General features: G+C 36.6%; 23 protein-coding genes. 20 read left to right on the forward strand and 3 right to left on the reverse strand.

What is annotated here, in order from left to right:
• Positions 1-18 precede the first annotated feature (18 nt).
• The 20 genes from BMZ04_RS07470 to BMZ04_RS07565 all read left to right on the forward strand — a co-directional run bounded on the left by BMZ04_RS07470 (position 19) and on the right by BMZ04_RS07565 (position 15,687).
• Positions 19-1,017 (forward strand): YecA family protein, encoded by a 999-nt coding sequence (locus BMZ04_RS07470; RefSeq protein ID WP_093267401.1) that lies wholly within the window; start codon positions 19-21, stop codon positions 1,015-1,017.
• Positions 1,018-1,156: 139 nt separating this feature from the next.
• Positions 1,157-1,597: a YusW family protein gene (locus BMZ04_RS07475; protein ID WP_177184370.1), complete on the forward strand. Its 441-nt coding sequence runs from the start codon at positions 1,157-1,159 to the stop codon at positions 1,595-1,597.
• Positions 1,598-1,741: 144 nt separating this feature from the next.
• Positions 1,742-1,969: a hypothetical protein gene (locus BMZ04_RS07480; RefSeq protein ID WP_093267410.1), complete on the forward strand. Its 228-nt coding sequence runs from the start codon at positions 1,742-1,744 to the stop codon at positions 1,967-1,969.
• 85 nt (positions 1,970-2,054) lie between these two features.
• Positions 2,055-2,492 carry a YusW family protein gene (locus BMZ04_RS07485; RefSeq protein WP_177184371.1) on the forward strand — a complete coding sequence of 146 codons (438 nt, stop codon included), beginning with the start codon at positions 2,055-2,057 and terminating at the stop codon, positions 2,490-2,492.
• Between the two features lie 237 nt (positions 2,493-2,729).
• On the forward strand, positions 2,730-3,077 hold the full coding sequence (locus tag BMZ04_RS07490) for a PadR family transcriptional regulator (RefSeq protein ID WP_093267416.1): 348 nt from the start codon (positions 2,730-2,732) through the stop codon (positions 3,075-3,077).
• Positions 3,064-4,062: an HAAS signaling domain-containing protein gene (locus tag BMZ04_RS07495; protein ID WP_093267419.1), complete on the forward strand. Its 999-nt coding sequence runs from the start codon at positions 3,064-3,066 to the stop codon at positions 4,060-4,062. Before BMZ04_RS07490 ends, BMZ04_RS07495 begins: the two co-directional genes overlap by 14 nt.
• A 132-nt stretch (positions 4,063-4,194) precedes the next feature.
• Complete coding sequence (locus tag BMZ04_RS07500; protein WP_093267422.1) at positions 4,195-4,710, forward strand: YflT domain-containing protein; 516 nt, start codon at positions 4,195-4,197, stop codon at positions 4,708-4,710.
• 104 nt (positions 4,711-4,814) lie between these two features.
• A complete protein-coding gene (locus BMZ04_RS07505) occupies positions 4,815-5,726 on the forward strand; it encodes an exonuclease domain-containing protein (RefSeq protein WP_093267425.1) in 912 nt (303 codons plus the stop codon).
• Positions 5,727-5,945: 219 nt separating this feature from the next.
• Positions 5,946-6,833, forward strand: a complete 888-nt coding sequence (locus tag BMZ04_RS07510) for a LysR family transcriptional regulator (RefSeq protein WP_093267428.1) — start codon at positions 5,946-5,948, stop codon at positions 6,831-6,833.
• A 257-nt stretch (positions 6,834-7,090) separates the two neighbouring features.
• Positions 7,091-8,419: an LLM class flavin-dependent oxidoreductase gene (locus BMZ04_RS07515; protein WP_093267431.1), complete on the forward strand. Its 1,329-nt coding sequence runs from the start codon at positions 7,091-7,093 to the stop codon at positions 8,417-8,419.
• Positions 8,420-8,709: 290 nt separating this feature from the next.
• A complete protein-coding gene (locus tag BMZ04_RS07520; RefSeq protein WP_093267434.1) occupies positions 8,710-9,462 on the forward strand; it encodes an amino acid ABC transporter ATP-binding protein in 753 nt (250 codons plus the stop codon).
• A gap of 35 nt (positions 9,463-9,497) precedes the next feature.
• A complete protein-coding gene (locus tag BMZ04_RS07525) occupies positions 9,498-10,505 on the forward strand; it encodes an LLM class flavin-dependent oxidoreductase (RefSeq protein WP_093267436.1) in 1,008 nt (335 codons plus the stop codon).
• A gap of 17 nt (positions 10,506-10,522) precedes the next feature.
• On the forward strand, positions 10,523-10,786 hold the full coding sequence (locus BMZ04_RS07530) for a glutaredoxin family protein (RefSeq protein WP_093267439.1): 264 nt from the start codon (positions 10,523-10,525) through the stop codon (positions 10,784-10,786).
• A 46-nt stretch (positions 10,787-10,832) separates the two neighbouring features.
• On the forward strand, positions 10,833-11,639 hold the full coding sequence (locus tag BMZ04_RS07535; protein ID WP_093267442.1) for a transporter substrate-binding domain-containing protein: 807 nt from the start codon (positions 10,833-10,835) through the stop codon (positions 11,637-11,639).
• A 31-nt stretch (positions 11,640-11,670) separates the two neighbouring features.
• Positions 11,671-12,375, forward strand: coding sequence for an amino acid ABC transporter permease (locus BMZ04_RS07540; RefSeq protein WP_093267445.1), 705 nt, complete (start codon positions 11,671-11,673; stop codon positions 12,373-12,375).
• 361 nt (positions 12,376-12,736) lie between these two features.
• On the forward strand, positions 12,737-13,447 hold the full coding sequence (locus BMZ04_RS07545) for an amino acid ABC transporter permease (RefSeq protein ID WP_093267449.1): 711 nt from the start codon (positions 12,737-12,739) through the stop codon (positions 13,445-13,447).
• Between the two features lie 35 nt (positions 13,448-13,482).
• Entirely contained in the window at positions 13,483-13,992 is a 510-nt protein-coding gene (locus tag BMZ04_RS07550; RefSeq protein WP_093267451.1) for a GNAT family N-acetyltransferase, read from the forward strand.
• 31 nt (positions 13,993-14,023) lie between these two features.
• Complete coding sequence (locus BMZ04_RS07555) at positions 14,024-14,530, forward strand: GNAT family N-acetyltransferase (RefSeq protein ID WP_093267457.1); 507 nt, start codon at positions 14,024-14,026, stop codon at positions 14,528-14,530.
• A gap of 24 nt (positions 14,531-14,554) precedes the next feature.
• Entirely contained in the window at positions 14,555-15,154 is a 600-nt protein-coding gene (locus BMZ04_RS07560) for a nitroreductase family protein (protein ID WP_093267461.1), read from the forward strand.
• 23 nt (positions 15,155-15,177) lie between these two features.
• Positions 15,178-15,687, forward strand: coding sequence for a flavin reductase family protein (locus BMZ04_RS07565; protein ID WP_093267464.1), 510 nt, complete (start codon positions 15,178-15,180; stop codon positions 15,685-15,687).
• Between the two features lie 207 nt (positions 15,688-15,894).
• On the opposite strand, the gene BMZ04_RS07570 is transcribed toward BMZ04_RS07565, so the two are convergent.
• From BMZ04_RS07570 to BMZ04_RS07580, 3 genes are read right to left on the reverse strand one after another with little or no spacing between them, the layout of a single operon-like run.
• A complete protein-coding gene (locus tag BMZ04_RS07570; RefSeq protein ID WP_093267467.1) occupies positions 15,895-16,785 on the reverse strand; it encodes a glycine betaine ABC transporter substrate-binding protein in 891 nt (296 codons plus the stop codon).
• A 10-nt stretch (positions 16,786-16,795) separates the two neighbouring features.
• Positions 16,796-17,449 carry an ABC transporter permease gene (locus BMZ04_RS07575; RefSeq protein ID WP_093267469.1) on the reverse strand — a complete coding sequence of 218 codons (654 nt, stop codon included), beginning with the start codon at positions 17,447-17,449 and terminating at the stop codon, positions 16,796-16,798.
• Positions 17,442-18,578, reverse strand: a complete 1,137-nt coding sequence (locus BMZ04_RS07580; protein WP_093267471.1) for a betaine/proline/choline family ABC transporter ATP-binding protein — start codon at positions 18,576-18,578, stop codon at positions 17,442-17,444. Before BMZ04_RS07580 ends, BMZ04_RS07575 begins: the two co-directional genes overlap by 8 nt.
• Positions 18,579-18,801: the final 223 nt, after the last annotated feature.

Below are 18,801 nucleotides of genomic sequence, written 5' to 3' on the forward strand. Positions count from 1 at the left end.
ATTGAAGGACGTGTTTTTATGGTAGGACGTAATGATCCATGCCCATGCGGCAGCGGGAAAAAATATAAAAAATGTTGTGAGTCAAAAGAGACCATTACAATAGAAGAAGTACAAACAGAAGAAATAGAGCGTATTTTACAAACATTTTATGATGAATATCCAGAAAGAAAAGATGTACCAGCTTTTGCGGAACTTGTGAAAACGTGGAACGAACCACTAAAACAATACTTGGACGAAGAAATGATCGAAGCAATTGTACTTGATGAATTTTTCTTCCATCATAAACCGGAGATTTGGGCAGGCTATTTAGAAAAACAACGGAAGAAGATCGTAAGACCCTCTACGTTGAACGCCATCAAACAGTGGAATGAACCACGTGTGTTTGTTGGTGAAGTAATAGATGTGGACGATCATTATATGACTGTAACACATATTTTGACGAAAGAAACGATTCGATTAAGACGCGAAGGTGAAAAGCCGGTGCCCGTAGGTGTACATATGTATTGTTTCATCTTGCCGGATGGAACATCGAAAGAAGATCATTATTTAGCTATTTCTAGTTTAATCTTCTTTCCGACAGATCATCAAAACGTGTTTTTCTCTATCGTTAGTCAATTTGAATCTCAAGAGGAATTATCAGCTCCAGCATTTTTGAAAGAAAAGGCTACTATGTTGTGGACATTACTTGGTGAGAATGGTTACGAAGGCGGAGAATATACGCACTTTGAAGCGGGAGTTCTACAAGTAGCGATAGATTTCTTGGAGAAAAATAATCGAGAATATCAGAAACTTGTAGAAATAGTGGAAGATTATCTAGTAGAACAGCAACCGAATGCGCGTAAAGAAGTAGCGATTTCTGCTGGTGCTATCAGGTTCGGGCAAGAGAATGGTTTTTTTGAACCACTCGAAATGACGATCAAAGAAATTGCCGAATCTTTTGATGTATCAACTTCTTCGTTAAATAAATATTATAATGATTTGAATGTGTATTATGAACGTATAAAAAATGCAAATTAAATTGGAAAATGGTATGGCTTACCCACCTTATTAAAATGGTTATACACCTTTGATATTAATTGCTGGAGTCCAATTTGGTTATATTCCTCTCTTTATGGCTATAGCTATAATAGAAGTTCATCAAGAGAGGGGATTCATAATGGCAATGAAAAAGTATTCGAACTATGGAATTATACTGATAGCTACTCTACTACTAGGGGCTTGCGGAGACGCTAAAAAAGTAGAAGGCTCATCAACGCCAGAAGAAGCGGAAACAGATCTTGGATTTACTTCTTTTGAGTTAGATGTAGATACAGCAGATCATAAAGAGGCAATTGAGGCATCTCTTGAGATGGAAGGATCGAAAATAGAAGCTGAATATGTGAACCGAATAGAGCCGCAAAAATTAAAAGGTGATAAAGCATATGATGAACTGAAGCCAATATTGAAAGATCTAGAACTAACTAAAAAAATGAGTAAAGAAGAAGTGATTGAAAAAGTATCAAAAGCTTTTGAAGTGGAAGATTATACAAAGTTCGATTTAGTAGTAGAATATTCCGATGGTGAAGAAAAAGAATACAAAGAAACGAAAAGTAAATAAAGCATAAAAAGTCGTGATTGAACTCACGGCTTTTTTTATGCTTCAAGAAATTATAGGTTGTGGATACCTTTCATAGAAGATGACCAATGTTTAACAATCTAAAAATAGGATAAACAAATAAAAACAATCAAGGGAGAGATTCATATGACAAAAAAACCAAACGATGATCGTGAAAAACAGGATATTACAGGTCGTATATTAGACAACCCTGATTTGGTGGACACAGAAAAAGAAAGTATTTTTGATACAGATGAAAAGATGAATACCGTGGATCCAATTCCAGTCGAAGAATTAAATGAACAAGTAAAAGATGAAGAAAATAAAGATGCAACGAAGTCGACATCATCAAGTGAAAAACGTTATCCCGGGTAAGTAACCATATTTGATGTTTAACATCATCAAAAATGGAGATAATTAAATCAAACGGTTAATTACGCAACTAGTGAGGAGAATTATGATGAAGATTAAAAAATATTCTATAATCGGAAGTGCATTGCTATCAACTGCTCTTTTACTCGGCGCATGTGGAGATAAAGAAGAAGTAACTGATGCACCGACGAATAGTGACATGCAAAATGAGTTTGGATTTCAATCATTCGATTTAGATATAGATACAGCTGATCAAAAAGATGCAATTGATGCCTCGTTTGATATGGATGTATCCGAAACGGAAGCTGAATACGAAAACAAATTAGAGTCTAAGAATTTGACGGGTGATGAAGCCTATGCAGAATTGGAACCGATCTTTAAAGATCTTTCTCTAACGAAAGATATGAGTAAAGATGAAGTGATTGAAAAGGTTTCTAAAGCATTTGGAGTAGAGGAATACACAAAATTTGATTTGGAAATTGAATTTTCGGATGGCGATAATCAAGAATTTTCAGATCGCAAATAAATTAGAGGACACAGAGTCGTGATTAAATTCACGGCTTTTTTTGTGCTTAAATATTACCGATCTATTCCTTAGCGAGACAAAACCGTCTACAAACACCAACCTCAAAGCGACGAACCATCTTTTAAAGAGTGCATTTTTTATTGTGTGAAAAAAATATTGTTACAAATAAAATAATAGTGTATTATACACAGTATAAGTATAGTGTACGACATATAGTATAAGTAAGTGAGGTGGAATATGAGTAAATTACTAAGTTCATTGATAACAGAATTACGGAGAGGAACGTTGACACTTGCTGTTTTGAGCCAGCTTAAGACTCCTCAATATGGCTATTCATTAGTTCAACTACTGGAAAAGTCGGGTGTATCGATTGACCAAAGTACGTTATATCCTCTACTTCGACGTTTAGAAAAACAAGAACTAGTCGAAAGCAGTTGGGATACAACGGAAAGTAGACCAAGGAAATACTATGTATTAAGCGAATATGGAATCGAAATTTTGGAACAGTTAACTGGCGAATGGGAAAAAACGACAAGAGAACTTCAAACATTATTGAAAGGAGATGTGGAAAATGCACCTGATTGATATTTATATACAGGAAGTAACGCGCAGACTTCCTGAAAAGAACCGGGAGGATATTGAACTCGAGTTAAGGTCAACTATTGAGGATATGTTACCTGAAAATTATTCGGAGAAAGAAGCGAAGGAAGCACTTGCAAGTTTAGGGAACCCAGCTTTGCTTGCAAGTGGGTATTCAGATCAGCCAATGCAATTAATAGGACCAAGATACTTTGATATGTATGTGACATTATTGAAAATGATTATACCAATGGTGGCGATAATCACATTAATTGTCGTTATTACAGAAAATATTATTACTTATAATGGGGAGGAAGCTATACTTGGTACAATGCTTTCTGTTGTGGGACATGGTTTTTGGGGAATAATCAGCTCGTCGATTCATACATTTTTCTGGATTACACTTGTAATTGCTATTTTGGAGCGTACGGATGCTTCGAAAGATAAATCACCGCTTACTCCGAACTGGAAAGAATGGACACCCGATGATTTAAAAAATATACCGTACATTAGGAAAGAAAAGAAAATATCTAAAGCCGATATTTTTGGTAGCTTTTTCTGGATTGCAATCTTTGTAGTCGTCTATTTCAATGCGTTTCGTTTAATTGGTGTATATGAAAAGGTAGAAGGAAAGCTCCAATTTGTAATACCTACTTTCAATCAAGAGGTATTACATTCCTATTGGTTAATTGTTTTATTTATGCTTCTCTTAGAAGTTGCTTTTGCTTTCTATAAATTGATTGCTGCGCAATGGACTACAAAATTGGCCATTATGAATACTGTACGAATAGTCGTTTCTACAATCGTATTTATCATTATATTTAATAATAACAGTTTGATTAACCCGGAGTTCTATATGTATTTGGAGGATTTATTTCATTTTACTTTTGAACTTCAAGGTCCTGTTCAATTGGGAGTAATTTTAATGTGGGTCATATTGTCTGTGATTGATGTGGTGCAAGGGTTTCGAAAAGCGAATATTAAAAGGTAGGAAGAGTAGCTTTTTGCAACTCTTCTTTTTTGTTTCTAATATTACAAGATTATTAAAAACTTATTAGCGAGGTTATTTTAGGACAAGTAGAGGGTATAACATAAGCAAGACAAAAAACTAGGAGGAAATACAATGAACATTGAATCAAATCGACGAATTGAAATAGCTCGTTCAGAAGAAGAGATGTATGAAAAGTTGGAACTCCTGCAAGAACAAGGATATGAGGAAAGTGATATCCATGTAATATCACAAGAAAATACCCATTTATATACTTTAAATCGTCACTCTGATGTTTCTACTCATGAGGCAGGAACGTTTGTAGATAGGTTTAAATCATTCTTTACCGGTGAAGATTCCATAACAGAAGGGCTCCGGAGGCTAGATTTGTCTGAGGAAGAAACGGAACACTATGCAGGGGAAGTCGCAAGAGGGTCAATTGTCCTGTACACGGATGTATTAACGTTTGCAGATAATGCATCTACTGATCGCTTCGATGAACCGCAAGACCGTTTTGCACGAGGTGAGACATTCGCGTCAGATCCATATTTAGTCGGAGGAGAAAGGCGTCTTTCCCCAGAACAATATGAAGAAAGAAAAGAAATAAAAGAAAAGCTAGATGAAATTCCACCAAGGAATAGACTATACTAACAAAATGGTTACATCCACGACCCCTTGCTTGATTGCAAGGGGTTTTATTAAGCTGTTTATCTATGAGATAATAAGTATACTAGAACAAAGCAAGGTGGGATAAGATGGACTTCGTGGCGATAGACTTTGAGACTGCAAATAGTGTACGTACCAGTGTTTGCTCAATCGGCATAGTGAAAGTAAAAAATGGTAAAATTGAAGAAGAAGTACATACATTGATTAACCCATTGAGTGAATTTCATTATTACAATACAAAAATTCATGGGATTATGGAATATATGGTGCATGACGCACCCACATTTGAAGAGTATTGGCCTACTTTTAAACAGTATATCGACAATCATACGATTATAGCGCATAATGCAAGCTTTGATATCGGTGTGTTACGAGACTCATTAAAAAGGATCCATGAACCGGAGCCAACTTTTCAATATGGATGCTCTTATCGAATTGCCAAAAAGGTTTGGCCGAATTTGTACAATCATAAACTCTCAACAGTCGCGAATTATTTAAGCATTAGCCTGAGGCATCATGATGCACTTGAAGATGCTCGAGCATCTGCGTTAATAACATTAGAAGCGATGAAAAGAACAAAAACAAACTCTATCCAAGAGCTTTCTATTTTGCATAAGCTTAAACTAGGAAGCCCGGTTTCTGCCATTCAAAAAACGACTCGCACAAGAAAGAGTTCTAGGGATGCATCCTTGCATTCAATAGAGGCAGAAAGTATTACCCTTAATACAAAGCATCCATTTTATGGAGCAAATATTGTATTTACAGGAAAAATGGTGTCCATGACGAGACCGATAGCTGCGCAATATGCAACAAATTGCGGTGCTATTTGTAAAGGGCAAGTAGATGGAACAACAAACTTTCTAGTAGTTGGGGATCATGATTTATATAAATATGTACAAGGTATTAAAAGTACGAAAATGCAAAAAGTAGAAACATTGATTGAACAAGGATACCCAATTGAAATTGTAGGAGAACAAGATTTTATAAGGTTAGTTAAATAGAATCCTATGTTATATTTTACGGCAGATTTTAACTTATTTAATTGATTGTAGAGGAAAGCGTCCGCCTGTAACGAAAATCAACATTATAGGTTAACTGAACCAATAAAAAAGTAGTAGCTAAGTCGGAATATTTCGATTTAGCTACTTTTATTTTCCAAAACATACTTTACCACTTGGGATAATTTGATTATGATGATAGATAAGAAAAGAGGGATAGAAATGAATATAGATCATTTGGAAGCGTTTATGTATGTCGTGCAGTTAAAAAGCATTCATAAAGCAGCGGATGCATTGTTCTTGTCCCAACCGACTGTGACTGCAAGGATTAAAACATTAGAAAGAGAATTGAATACAGAATTATTTGCTCGCCGTGGCAGAGGACTATTGCTTACGGAGCACGGGCGAGAATTTATACCTTATGCAGAACAAATTATTCAAACGTATAAAGAAGGAAAAAAAATAATGAAGAAAAGAGATGAACGAGAAGAAGTAATAATTGGTGCCAATATTATTACTTCACAATACTTTATTCCTTTTGCATTGCCATTGTGGAAGCAGGCAAATCCGCAATTAAGTTTTAAATTTATCTCAGCGCCAAATGATGTTTTAATAGAAAAGCTTTTACAGAAACAAGTAGATATAGCTTTTATAAAGGATACGACTAATGATGGTCTTCAAAAGCAGCAGCTACTAGATAATTCCGTTAGACTAGTTGTTTATCCAGATCATCCTTTGCAATACGAAGAGACTATTACGGCCAATCGATTGTCAGAAGAACCAATGGTATTTTTTGAGTGTGGAGCTTTTGACTGGAATCGAATTCATAAATTATTTGAAGTGGGAAAAGTTGAACCGAGAATTGAATTCCAAGTAGATCATTTAGAGGTAGCGAAATCAATAATTAAAAACCGATGTGCGATTGGATTTTTACCTTATTTATGCATTAAAAATGAACTGACAAGTGGAGAATTAATCGAAATTGATGTCGCGCATTTAATTGAAATTAAGCAACATGTCTTTCTAACTTTTGCAAGTCAAGAAGTAACGAAGTGGCATTTGTGGGAAGATATTAAACAATCTGTCGAGAGCTTTCAAACCAATCAATAGACTTTCTCTATCAATACAATAAATTTTTCTATCAATTAACGTATTGCAATTTAACTACTTAAAGTGATAGCATAGGATTCAATACAAAATATATATTAATCATATCAGTTAACTAGGTTTATATTGAATTGGCTGAAGTACCCCCCTTCTAAAAAAAACTGAAGGAACGACGGAATGGATATAAACATCAAGTAAGCACAATTCAAAATTTGGATGTAATTACGCTGAGGCGTAATAGATAAGGGGAGGAATTCCACATGACGAACAAAAGAAAAATTCGATTTGGGGCAATCATTCATGGAGTTGGCGGTAATATATCAGGTTGGAGACACCCAGAAGTACAAACAGATGCGAGTGTGAGTTTGGATTTTTATAAGCAACAAGCCCAAAAAGCAGAAGAAGGCAAGTTTGACTTAGTATTTATCGCTGATGGATTATTCATAAATGAAAAGTCAATTCCACATTTTTTAAATCGTTTTGAGCCTTTGACAATTTTATCTGCGCTTGCAGCTGTTACTTCTCGAATTGGTTTAGTAGGTACCGTGTCCACTTCTTACAGTGACCCATTTACTGTTGCTCGTCAATTCGCTTCGCTCGATCATATTAGCGGTGGGCGTGCAGGATGGAATTTGGTAACAACACCTTTAGAAAGCACTGCACTGAATTTCAATAAAACAATTGAACAACATCCAGATCATGCTACAAGATATAAAATTGCAGAAGAGTATTTGGAAGTAACAAGAGGTCTATGGGACTCTTGGGACGATGATGCATTTGTAGGAGATAAAGATAACGATGTGTTTTTCGATCCATCAAAATTGCATCATCTGAATCATAAAGGCGAGTACTTCTCTGTTCAAGGACCTTTAAATATTGGACGTTCCAAACAAGGGCAGCCAGTAGTATTCCAAGCGGGATCTTCTGGAGCAGGAAAAACAATTGCTGCTAAAGGAGCGGATGCTATTTTTACAATGCATCCTACACTTGAATCTGCAAAAAGTTTTTATGAAGATGTGAAACAACAGGCTACTGAATTCGGTCGCAATCCAGATCAGTTAAATATTTTCCCAGGTATCTCACCTATTATTGGGGATACGGAAGAAGAAGCAGAAAAGAAATATGAAGAGATTGCTAACTTAGTATCAATTGATAGAGCATTAGCATACTTAGGTCGTTATTTCGATCATCATGATTTTTCTCAATATCCAGTTGACAAAGCCTTTCCTGACTTAGGTGATTTAGGAAAGAATAGCTTCCAAAGCCATACGGATCGTATTAAACGGGAAGCAAAAGAGCAAAACCTTACACTTCGCCAAGTGGCATTAAGAGAAGCAACTCCGCGTTCCGAGTTTATAGGAACTCCAGAAAAGATTGCTGATTTAGTACAAAAATGGTTTAAAGAACGTGGTGCGGATGGTTTTATCATTGCGACACAAGCGCCTCACACATTAGACGATTTTGTCGGGAAAGTTGTCCCAATCTTACAAAAACGCGGTCTATACCGTGAAGGATATGAAGCAGACACATTAAGAGGAAATTTAGGACTTCCGTTTTTGGAAAGTCGATATGCGAAACAATTGGTCTAATGTTTTGGCTATGTTAGATGTAATTGTTGATTCTGTACACACTTATTTGATTGTAGTGGAAGGCGGCGACTCCAGCCGGAATAGCAAATGTTTTCTGCACCGAAAGCGAAGCGACAGGTGCATGAGCTGAAGACCCTGGACTGATTATAGGAACAAAGGCTAAGTACGCCACATCGTGTGGCAACGCCTTTGTGACCAACATCCTGTTGGCCCGAAGCCATGCCGGCGGAAAGCGTCCGCCTGGAGCGGAAATCAACAGTTTTCAAATACTGAAACAGAAGAGGGATAAAATGATTGCCATTTCTAATCTTCATAAAAAGTTCGGGAAAAATGAAGTTCTTAAAGGAATAAATATACAAGTGGATAAAGGCGACGTCATCTCTATACTAGGTCCAAGTGGCTCTGGAAAGACGACATTACTACGCTGTCTTAACTATTTAGAACGTCCAGATGAAGGTATTATCAGAATAGATGATGTCACAATCGATTCTAAAAAAGTGCATAAAAAAGATATTTATCACTTACGCAGAAAATCGGCGATGGTATTTCAAAGTTACAATCTATTCCAACATAAAACAGTTTTACAAAATGTGATGGAAGGGTTAGTCGTAGTTCAAAAGGTGAATGTGAAAAAAGCTCGTGAAATTGCACTTGAAGTGTTAAAAAAAGTGGGCTTAGAGCAAAAGGTAGATGCTTATCCTCTTCAGTTATCGGGTGGGCAGCAACAACGTGTGGGCATAGCACGAGCATTAGCTTTGAATCCAGAAGTCATTCTTTTCGATGAACCAACATCTGCATTAGACCCGGAACTTGTAGGAGAAGTATTAGATGTAATTCGGAAAATCTCTCGAGAAGGGATCACAATGATTATTGTTACGCATGAGATGAACTTTGCACGAGAAGTATCGAATAGAGTTATTTTTATGGATGGTGGCGTAGTTGTGGAAGAAGGCGTTCCTAACGATATTTTTAGAACACCTAAAGAAGAACGTACAAAACAATTTTTGAAAAGGATGACACCTGAGCTAGAGTATTCCATATAAAAAAAACGAAGTATGTTAATCCAGGAGGAAAGTTTATGAGTTATAAATTAGGGATTTTAGATCAAAGTCCGGTCGTTGAAGGCGTATCTAATTATGATACTTTGCAAAAAACAGTAGATTTAGCTCAGAAAGCAGAAGCGTGGGGATATGAACGATTTTGGGTATCAGAACACCATAACTCAGATACAGTTGCGGGTTCATCCCCTGAAGTTTTAGTTTCCTATTTGTTAGCGAAAACAAAAACTATTCGAATTGGTTCTGGAGGAGTTATGCTACAGCATTACAGTCCATACAAAGTTGCAGAAAACTTTCATGTGCTATCTACACTTGAACCTGGAAGAGTAGATCTAGGGATTGGGAAAGCTCCCGGTGGATTACCTCTTTCAACAAAAGCATTGCAATATGGAACGGTGAATACAGGGGAAGACTTTGAAGCGCGATTAGCTTTCTTGCAACAGCTTATACATGATAATGTTTCCGAAACACATGAATTCGCTAGTATTCAAGCAACTCCGATACCTCCTGTAAAACCTGAAACATATCTATTAGGAGCAAGTACGAATAGTGCGAAGCTTGCGGCCGAGTTAAAAGTATCATTCGCTTTTGCACGATTTATAAATACTGATAACGAGATCTTGAAAGAGGCTTCAAATACGTTTCGTACGATTTACCCAGAAGGTAAATTTATCGTTTCCGTTGTAGTGATAACTGCATCTTCTGAAGTGGAGGCAAAAGAACTGGCAAGCAATCAAAAAATAGTGAAAGTCCACTTAGCTAGTGGTCGTACGTTATCATTACAAACATTAGAGCAAGCAGAAAAGTTCGGAAAAGAGTCCGGCGAAGCATATGAAGTGAAACAATATGATGCAGATATCATTTATGGAACTCCAGAGCAAGTAAAAGCGGCTTTAGACAATTTACATGAAGCGTATGGAGTAGATGAATTTATCTTACATACACCAATTCCAAATCCAGAGCAAAGACTTCGCTCTTTTGAATTATTAAGTCCAAATAATTTAACTAAACAAACAGTACACTCATAAAATTGGAGGAATAAGAAATGACAAAAGAATTTTCAGTAGTTGTATGGTCAAAACAAGGATGTAGTTATTGCAACGAAGTGAAGGAATATTTAACTGAGCAAAGTATTGCTTATAAAACTGTAGATGTTACGAATCATGATGAGTTTCGCGATATTTTAGAAACGAAATATAGCGTTCGTCATGTACCAGTTGTTGAAATTGGTGATGGTAATGTTTACAGAGCTGTGACGGAGGTTGGTTTAGAGCACTTAAAGGCGGCTTTAGAACCAGCTCATGCATAATTTTTTATATAAAACAAACTAAACTTATATGAAAAGAGGATATATATTGAAAAAGGTATTAACACTTTTATTAGTCGTAGCAATAGCTTTCCTAGGTGCTTGTTCTTCAAATGAAGCAAGTTCAAAAACGACCGACGGTAATTCAGATGTACAAAAAATCATCGTCGGTACTGGTACACAATTTCCTAATATTTGTTTTCTAGATGAAGATGGTAATCTAACAGGGTACGATGTGGAATTAGTGCGTGCAATTGATGAAAAATTAGAAGAGTATGAATTTGAATTTAAAACGATGGATTTTTCTAACTTATTGTTGAGCTTAGAAACAGACAAAATTGATTTTGTCGCTCATCAAATGGAAGTAAACGAAGAACGCCAAGAGAAGTTCTTGTTTAATGAAGTACCGTACAATGTTTTTCCGTTAAAAGTAACTGTTCATCAAGACAATGAAAGCATACAATCTATCGATGATCTAGCAGGAAAAAAGATAGCTACTACGGCTACTAGTAATGCAGCAGTATATATGGAGAGATATAACAAAGAAAACAATCTTGGTGCAGAAATCATCTATACTTCTAGTACATCTGATATTACTAATCAACTTCGCACTGGTCGTGTAGATGCAACTATTACAACGCCATTTGCGGTAGATTTTTTAAATGAACAAGCAGATGCACAACAAAAAGTTGTAGGTGACACTTTACTTAATTCAAATGTTTACTTTTTATTACAAAAAGGGAACACAACGCTTCAAAAACGTATTGACGAAGCATTAACAGAATTAAAAGAAGATGGAACAGTAAGTGCATTGAGTAATGAATGGCTTGGAGCAGATTATTCGGTAGAACTTTAATCCTTCTCCACAGATGGAAGGGGCAGAATGAATGGGAAAAGTATTTGATCCTTCTTTAATTTTTGAATTTATTCCGATATTAGTAAAATATCTTGGTGTAACGTTAGAAATTTTAGTTGCATCTATCATCTTTGGAACAATTATCGGTATAGCAGCAGCTATACCAAAGTTGTTCCATATTCCAATATTAAAACAAATAGTCACACTCTATATTTCGTTTATAAGAGGAACACCGATTATCATTCAATTATTTCTAGTGTTTTATGGGCTACCTGCTGTAATATCAATTATAAATATTGATATTACTAGAATGGACGCATTATTCTTTGTCATCATCACTTATTCATTAAGTAATGGAGCTATATTTGCAGAAATTTTCCGGGGAGCGATATCTGCGGTAGAATTTGGGCAAACGGAAGCGGCTTATTCGATTGGAATGACTCCTTTTCAAAACTTTACACGTATTATATTCCCACAGGCGATTCGAGTTGCATTTCCGAATATCGCTAATACGGTCATAGGCTCTTTGAAAGATACTTCATTAGCTTTTACGATTGGGGTAATGGATATGATGGGGAGAGGGGAAACGCTCATCGCAGCAACTGCACATGCTTTAGAAGTTTACATCGCATTATCTGTCGTTTATTACGTGGTCGTATTAATACTAGAAAAAGGATTTAAGATATTTGAAAAATATACAAATCGTTATCAGGGAACAGATGCTACAGTTGCTTGATAAATCAATTACGCCTTGGCGTAATTGCGTCCAAATTTTGAATTGCGCTTAGGCCTGCGTGATGCAGGTCAGTTATCCGTTGTCGCATGGATGCGACGATTTTAGGCTAACATCATTCTAATACTCCTTTCAAAATTTGTGACATCCGCCGGAGGCTTGGGCCAACAGGATGTTGGTCACTCAGGCGTTGCCGCAGGACGCGGCGATTTTAGCCAGAGTTCCTCTAATCAGCTGGGAGTTTGGACCCCTTTTGATAACTGTGCAATCATTCCACTACTTATAGAAGTGATGAACTTGTGCTCCGGCGTAGGCTCGTAAAAAAAACATTTGCTGAATCAAGTGAAAGGAGCATCATATAACCATGGTAATTGATATTCCATTTATTTGGGTGGCATTTATAGAAATTGCAAAAGCTATTCCATTAACATTGATGCTAGCTATTGTTCCAGTAGTGATCGGTTTCTTTATAGGTCTAGTAGTTACGTTAATACGGGAGTACAAAGTGAAAGGATTATATTCGATTGCCAATGGCTATGTATCTTTTTTCCGAGGTACACCAGCTATTATGCACATAATGCTTATATATTACGGTATTCCGATGTTGCTAGATAGTGTTATAAACTCTTTAAATCTACCATATGAAACAAATAGAATACCGATTTCCTTATATGTATTATTTGCATTATCACTTACCGCGGGGGCATATTTATCTGAGATTATTCGCTCTGGAATTTCCAGTGTTTCAAAAGGTCAAATGGAAGCGGCTTATTCCATTGGCATGAGCACACCTCAAGCTATGGGTCGTATATTACTACCGCAAGCTTTAGCGAAGTCCATTCCAAATTTCACCAATCTATCAGTCGGATTTTTACATACTACTTCCATTGCTTTTCTTGTTTCTCAAAAAGAATTAACTGGTACTGCTAATATTGTAGCATCATCTAATTTGAAGTTTTTAGAATCATTTATAGCTGCAGGACTAATCTATTGGGGAATCTCGATCATTATGGAAGGTATTTATTATTTAATTGAAAAGAGAGTGCAGCAATATAGTAAGGGTGGAGTAGCTTAGTCCAGGATTGAAAACGAATAAATGGGGGTTTTGCTATGACGAGTGTGCTAACAATTGATATATTACAGGAAACTGATAAAGAGGCTGTCGGTCGTTTACTAGTAGAAAGCTATTCACAATACCAAAATTCATATGCAAAACTACAAGATTGGCTAGCTTATGCATCGGATTTAAAAGCTTCTGTAAATAACCCGCTAGTAGACAGGTTTTTAGTTGCTAAAGATGGGGAAAAAGTTTTGGGGACACTGCAGTTATTTACTAATTCAGAAACAGCGTATAACAGACCGGAGTTAGAAATTTCCTCTCCGATTATTCGCATGCTTGCGGTAAATCCAGAGGCAAGGGGAAAAGGTATTGCCCAGGCTTTGATGAAGGAAAGTATCAACTATGCACAGGAAAATGGTGCTGATCATGTCTATTTGCATACAAGTGATAAAATGGCCGAGGCAATCCGCTTATATGAATGGCTTGGATTTAAACGTGATACATCAAAGGAGTTTTATAAATTAAATTTCCTAGTGAAATGTTATCGATTAGATATTTAAAGTTTTTGAGTCTCATTTTAGGAGGAATAGTATGGTAAGTGTAATTACGATCGATACATTGAAGGAAGTTGAAAAAGAAGCTGTAGCGGAATTGTTAGTAGAAAGTTACGGACAATATGAAAGTGATTTTAGTCCAACGGTTTGGAAAGCGTATTTGGAGAGTATTAAACGTTCACTAGATAATCCAGCCATAGATAGAGTATTAGTAGCAAAAAGTGAAGGGAAATTGTTAGGGACATTACAATTATTCACGAACTCAGAAGCTGCTTATCAAAGGCTGGAGATCGGCATAGTTGATCCGATTGTGAGGTTGCTTGCGGTGAGTCCAAATGCAAGAGGAAAAGGCATAGCGAAAGCTTTGTTAAAGGAAAGTGCGAGCTATGCGAAAGAAAAAGGGGCTAGCTTTTTATATTTACATTCAGGTGGGAACATGACTCAAGCGATCGGTTTGTACGAACATCTTGGTTTTAAGCGTGATATATCAAAAGATTTTCATAATGAAGACGTGCATGTGAAATGCTTCCGACTAGAATTATAACGAATGAAAGGGGCGTATTTTCAAATGACCAAAAGTTTTTATTCAGCTGTTCAAAGTAGACGCTCTATTTACGGCATTAATGATGAAAAAATTATTTCAGACGAAAGAATTCATGATGTTGTAAGTTTAGTGATAAAACACACACCAACTGCATTCAATTCACAAACAGGGCGAGTTGTAGTGTTAATAGGCGATCAACATAAAAAGTTTTGGAAACTAGTATTTGAATCGGTGAAACAAGGACTTGCTGAGGAAAAGATACAATCTACTCAAAGTCGATTTCAAGGTTTTGCTGGTGGCTATGGTACAGTGCTGTTTTTTGAAGACTATTCCGTTGTAGAAGCATTCCAAGAGAAATTTGCAAGCGTAGAAGATCACTTTCCTGTTTGGTCTCACCAAGCATCCGGAATGCTACAGTATATAGTTTGGACGGCACTCGAACAAGAAGGATTTGGAGCGAGCTTGCAACATTTCTATCCGGAACTTTCAGAAGAAGTGAAAGAATCTTGGGGTATCCAAGAACAATGGAAACTTATTGCCCAGCTGCCATTTGGCAATCCTATATCATCCCCGAAAGAAAAACTAATAGAACCGGTGGAACATCGCGTTGTCATTGTAAAGTAAATAAGAATGGGAGTGTATTTTTTATGGTAAGTGTAAATGTAAATGTAAGTACAGCACAAGAGGAGTTTAAAAAAGCGTTAGGTAATTATCCGACCGGTGTAACGGTTGTTACTACTTTTGATAATGCAAATAATCCAGTAGGATTAACGGTCAATTCGTTCGCTTCTGTTTCTTTAGATCCGTTACTAATATTATGGTCAATTGATAAAAAGTCTGGTTCATATCCAGCATTTATAGAAGCAGAAAAATTTGCAGTAAATATTTTGGCTGATGATCAAGCGGATATTTGTAGTTTATTTGCTTCTAAAGTAGAGGATCGTTTTAGTCAATGTAAATGGGAAGAGTCAGCAAGACAATTACCTGTATTGTCTGGTTCACTTGCTCAATTAGAATGCAAAACTGCAAAACAAATTGATGCCGGAGACCATATTATTTTCATCGGAGAAGTTATCCATATTCATAATGAAGATACAAATCCATTGCTCTATCATAAAAGAAACTTCGGGGCGATACCTGAAAACTTTTATAAATAAATTAGGATTTATTGAACAATATGGTGCAGCGATTTAAAATTTAACCTTATCCGCCCAATCCGAGAAAACGAATGCAGACTCACAGCCTGTGTTTTCAATACCTGGGAACATTATCCTATTTGTCCAATTCTCCGGCGGATCAAAAAACTTCCTACTAGTTAGTATACTAGCAGGAAGTTTTTTTGTTTACATATTTTGGTGGGTGATTTATTTACTTATAAACCCAGCATCTTGTAAGAACTCTTTGGCAACTGTTTCAACCATCATTCCTTCATTATCCACTTTGGCGTTCATCATTTGCATCGTTGTTTCATCAATTTTACCAGCTAATTGAAGTAGTACTTCTTCTAATTCTGGATATTGTTTTAATATTTCTGTTCGAGCAAGCGGGAGTGCATGATAGGGTGGGAAATAGGCCTTATCATCCTCTAACACACGCAGATTGTACATTTGTAGTTGTCCGTCTGTTGTATAGGAGTTGATCACGTCGACTTCTTTTGCATTAATGGATCGGTACATAATACCGTGATCCATTCCTTTCACATCTTTAAACTGGATGTCGTATTCTTTTTGGAATCCAGGTAAGCCATCTGGTCGATCGATGAATTCAAACACCGCGCCTAAAACAAAATCATTCGAAACTTTTGCGAAGTCACTAAATGTTTTAATGTTTAATTGTTCAGCTTCGTCTTCATCGAGTGCTAAAGTATAGGTATTATTGAACCCAAAAGAATTTAATGCAGTAATGCCGTCTACCGCTACTAACTCTTTTGTTTTAGCTAATGTCTCATCCGCATTTCCAGCGGTTTCTTGATAATAGTTAATCACAATTGTTCCTGTATAATCGGGAATTACGTCAATATGACCGTTAACCATCGCGTTCCAAACTACATTGGAACCTCCTAGATTTTCTTTATAAGTAACATCAATGCCTAACTTTTCTTCAATTAACTGCCCCATAATATTAGATAATATGATACTTTCCGTGTTGTTTCTGGAACCTACGATCAATGAATCTTCTGTTTTGAAAATACAACCTGTAAGGGAAGTTACTACTAGAAGTAGTAGGATAGATTTTATGATTATTTTTTTTGTCATGTTATCACCGTTATTTTAACCCTTCTGGTGTTGTCCAACGTTCAAGGTAGGTGAAGAAAATCTCCAAAATTATTGCTAATAACGCGGCAGGAATCGCACCAAGTAAGATTAATCCGTCAATTCCTCGAGTTATTCCTAAGAAGATAAAATCTCCAAGCCCGCCGGCACCGATGAATGCAGCAAGTGTCGCAGTTCCAACGTTAATAACAGCAGCAGTACGTACACCTGCCATAATCATTGGAATTGCAAGGGGAAGTTCCACTTTTATTAATACTTGTAGGCTTGTCATCCCCATTCCTTTAGCGGCTTCTACTGTAGCTTTATTGACATCTTTTATTCCTGTATATGTATTTCTAATAATCGGAAGTAGTGAGTATAAAAATAGAGCTGCAATCGCAGTGTTTACACCAATTCCGAAAATAGGGATCATGAATCCAAGTAGTGCTAAACTCGGAATAGTTTGCATAATACCTGCTCCACCTAATACAATTGTCGAAAGTTTTGGCACTCGTGTGATTAATATACCTAATCCAATCCCTAGAATAATGGCGATTAACATAGAGAAAAATACGAGTTGAATATGAACGGATGTTGCTTCGATTACCTCCTGCCAGCGCATTTCCGCTTGTTGCATGAATTGTTCCCATATATTTAAATTATTCATTTAGATCCTCCATTTCTGTCCATTGGTTGGACAAAGCAGTGAGTAAAGTACCGCGAGTTACTAATCCTACTACTTTATTTGCTTCGCCTAATACGGGAATGACACCAGAACGTACATTGGGCATCATAACAATTGCGTCTTTAGCGGTTGCGGAGTCTGATAGAACGTATTCTGGGACAACCATAATTTCTTCAATGGATTGGATCGTATTTACTTTTTTTATTAATTCATAAGCAGAAACAATTCCTACGAGTGTATCATCGTTATCATCTACGATTATTAAAGAAGTAATTTTTTGTTGGCGCATCATTAATAGCGCTTTTTCAGGAGAACGGTGAAGGTAAGACGTAACGACTTTTTCGGTCATGACGCTGATAACTGGCATTAGCTCGGGATTTTGAACGATTCGATCTTTTCCGATGAACTCTTCTACAAATTCAGAAGCCGGCTCTTGTAATAATTTCTCTGGGGTGTCGATTTGGAGTAAATGCCCGTCTCTCATAATGGCAATGCGATCACCGAGTTTTAATGCTTCGTCCATATCATGAGTTACGAAAACAATCGTTTTCTTTAGTTTTTGTTGAAGCGAAAGTAATTCTCCTTGTAGCTGATCACGCGTAATTGGATCTAGTGCTCCAAAAGGTTCATCCATTAAGATGACACGTGGATTGGAGGCAAGGGCTCTTGCAACGCCTACACGTTGCTGTTGTCCCCCTGAAAGTTCCTTTGGATAACGAGAGCTATAAACTTCCGGGTCAAGTCCGACCATAGTTAATAATTCTTTTACACGTGTTTTAATTTTTTCTTTGTCCCACCCTTTTAGTTCCGGAACAATGGCTATATTTTTTTCGATAGTGTAATGGGGGAAAAGACCAATTTGTTGAATAACATATCCGATATTACGTCTAAGTTCAGCTGCGTTTAACTTTGTAATATCTTTTCCGTCGATGGAGATAGTTCCACTAGTATGAGAAATCATTCGATTAATCATTTTCATCGTTGTAGATTTACCGGAACCACTAGGACCAATTAGTACAAGGAATTCTCCTTCTGGAATGTCAAAATTAACGGAATTTACCGCTTTAAAACCGTCTGCGTACACTTTACTTACATTTTCAAATTTGAGCATAAGTACCTCCTTTATAATATGATGAGTCATATTAAGTAAATTTAATCAGCAGATGCTCATCACTACCAACTGATTGTTTGTTAAACCAAACCGACTTAAACGGATGGTTTCTTCCATACTTGTGCAAGCAATTTTCTTCTAGTTCTTTTTTGGGTATAAAAAAAGGACTTCTCATCATATCCAAAACTGGATAAAAGAGATGCCTCTATGCCATTGCTAAGAC

The organism is Psychrobacillus sp. OK032, assembly GCF_900111345.1.
In the GTDB taxonomy this organism is placed as follows: Bacteria; Bacillota; Bacilli; order Bacillales_A; family Planococcaceae; genus Psychrobacillus.

Excerpts from the sequence above, each read along its gene's own strand:
- BMZ04_RS07470 (WP_093267401.1), top strand. The coding sequence starts at position 19 with ATGGTAGGACGTAATGATCCATGCCCATGCGGCAGCGGGAAAAAATAT.
- BMZ04_RS07475 (WP_177184370.1), top strand. The coding sequence starts at position 1,157 with ATGGCAATGAAAAAGTATTCGAACTATGGAATTATACTGATAGCTACT.
- BMZ04_RS07480 (WP_093267410.1), top strand. The coding sequence starts at position 1,742 with ATGACAAAAAAACCAAACGATGATCGTGAAAAACAGGATATTACAGGT.
- BMZ04_RS07485 (WP_177184371.1), top strand. The coding sequence starts at position 2,055 with ATGAAGATTAAAAAATATTCTATAATCGGAAGTGCATTGCTATCAACT.
- BMZ04_RS07490 (WP_093267416.1), top strand. The coding sequence starts at position 2,730 with ATGAGTAAATTACTAAGTTCATTGATAACAGAATTACGGAGAGGAACG.
- BMZ04_RS07495 (WP_093267419.1), top strand. The coding sequence starts at position 3,064 with ATGCACCTGATTGATATTTATATACAGGAAGTAACGCGCAGACTTCCT.
- BMZ04_RS07500 (WP_093267422.1), top strand. The coding sequence starts at position 4,195 with ATGAACATTGAATCAAATCGACGAATTGAAATAGCTCGTTCAGAAGAA.
- BMZ04_RS07505 (WP_093267425.1), top strand. The coding sequence starts at position 4,815 with ATGGACTTCGTGGCGATAGACTTTGAGACTGCAAATAGTGTACGTACC.
- BMZ04_RS07510 (WP_093267428.1), top strand. The coding sequence starts at position 5,946 with ATGAATATAGATCATTTGGAAGCGTTTATGTATGTCGTGCAGTTAAAA.
- BMZ04_RS07515 (WP_093267431.1), top strand. The coding sequence starts at position 7,091 with ATGACGAACAAAAGAAAAATTCGATTTGGGGCAATCATTCATGGAGTT.
- BMZ04_RS07520 (WP_093267434.1), top strand. The coding sequence starts at position 8,710 with ATGATTGCCATTTCTAATCTTCATAAAAAGTTCGGGAAAAATGAAGTT.
- BMZ04_RS07525 (WP_093267436.1), top strand. The coding sequence starts at position 9,498 with ATGAGTTATAAATTAGGGATTTTAGATCAAAGTCCGGTCGTTGAAGGC.
- BMZ04_RS07530 (WP_093267439.1), top strand. The coding sequence starts at position 10,523 with ATGACAAAAGAATTTTCAGTAGTTGTATGGTCAAAACAAGGATGTAGT.
- BMZ04_RS07540 (WP_093267445.1), top strand. The coding sequence starts at position 11,671 with ATGGGAAAAGTATTTGATCCTTCTTTAATTTTTGAATTTATTCCGATA.
- BMZ04_RS07545 (WP_093267449.1), top strand. The coding sequence starts at position 12,737 with ATGGTAATTGATATTCCATTTATTTGGGTGGCATTTATAGAAATTGCA.
- BMZ04_RS07550 (WP_093267451.1), top strand. The coding sequence starts at position 13,483 with ATGACGAGTGTGCTAACAATTGATATATTACAGGAAACTGATAAAGAG.
- BMZ04_RS07555 (WP_093267457.1), top strand. The coding sequence starts at position 14,024 with ATGGTAAGTGTAATTACGATCGATACATTGAAGGAAGTTGAAAAAGAA.
- BMZ04_RS07560 (WP_093267461.1), top strand. The coding sequence starts at position 14,555 with ATGACCAAAAGTTTTTATTCAGCTGTTCAAAGTAGACGCTCTATTTAC.
- BMZ04_RS07565 (WP_093267464.1), top strand. The coding sequence starts at position 15,178 with ATGGTAAGTGTAAATGTAAATGTAAGTACAGCACAAGAGGAGTTTAAA.
- BMZ04_RS07570 (WP_093267467.1), bottom strand. The coding sequence starts at position 16,785 with ATGACAAAAAAAATAATCATAAAATCTATCCTACTACTTCTAGTAGTA.
- BMZ04_RS07575 (WP_093267469.1), bottom strand. The coding sequence starts at position 17,449 with ATGAATAATTTAAATATATGGGAACAATTCATGCAACAAGCGGAAATG.
- BMZ04_RS07580 (WP_093267471.1), bottom strand. The coding sequence starts at position 18,578 with ATGCTCAAATTTGAAAATGTAAGTAAAGTGTACGCAGACGGTTTTAAA.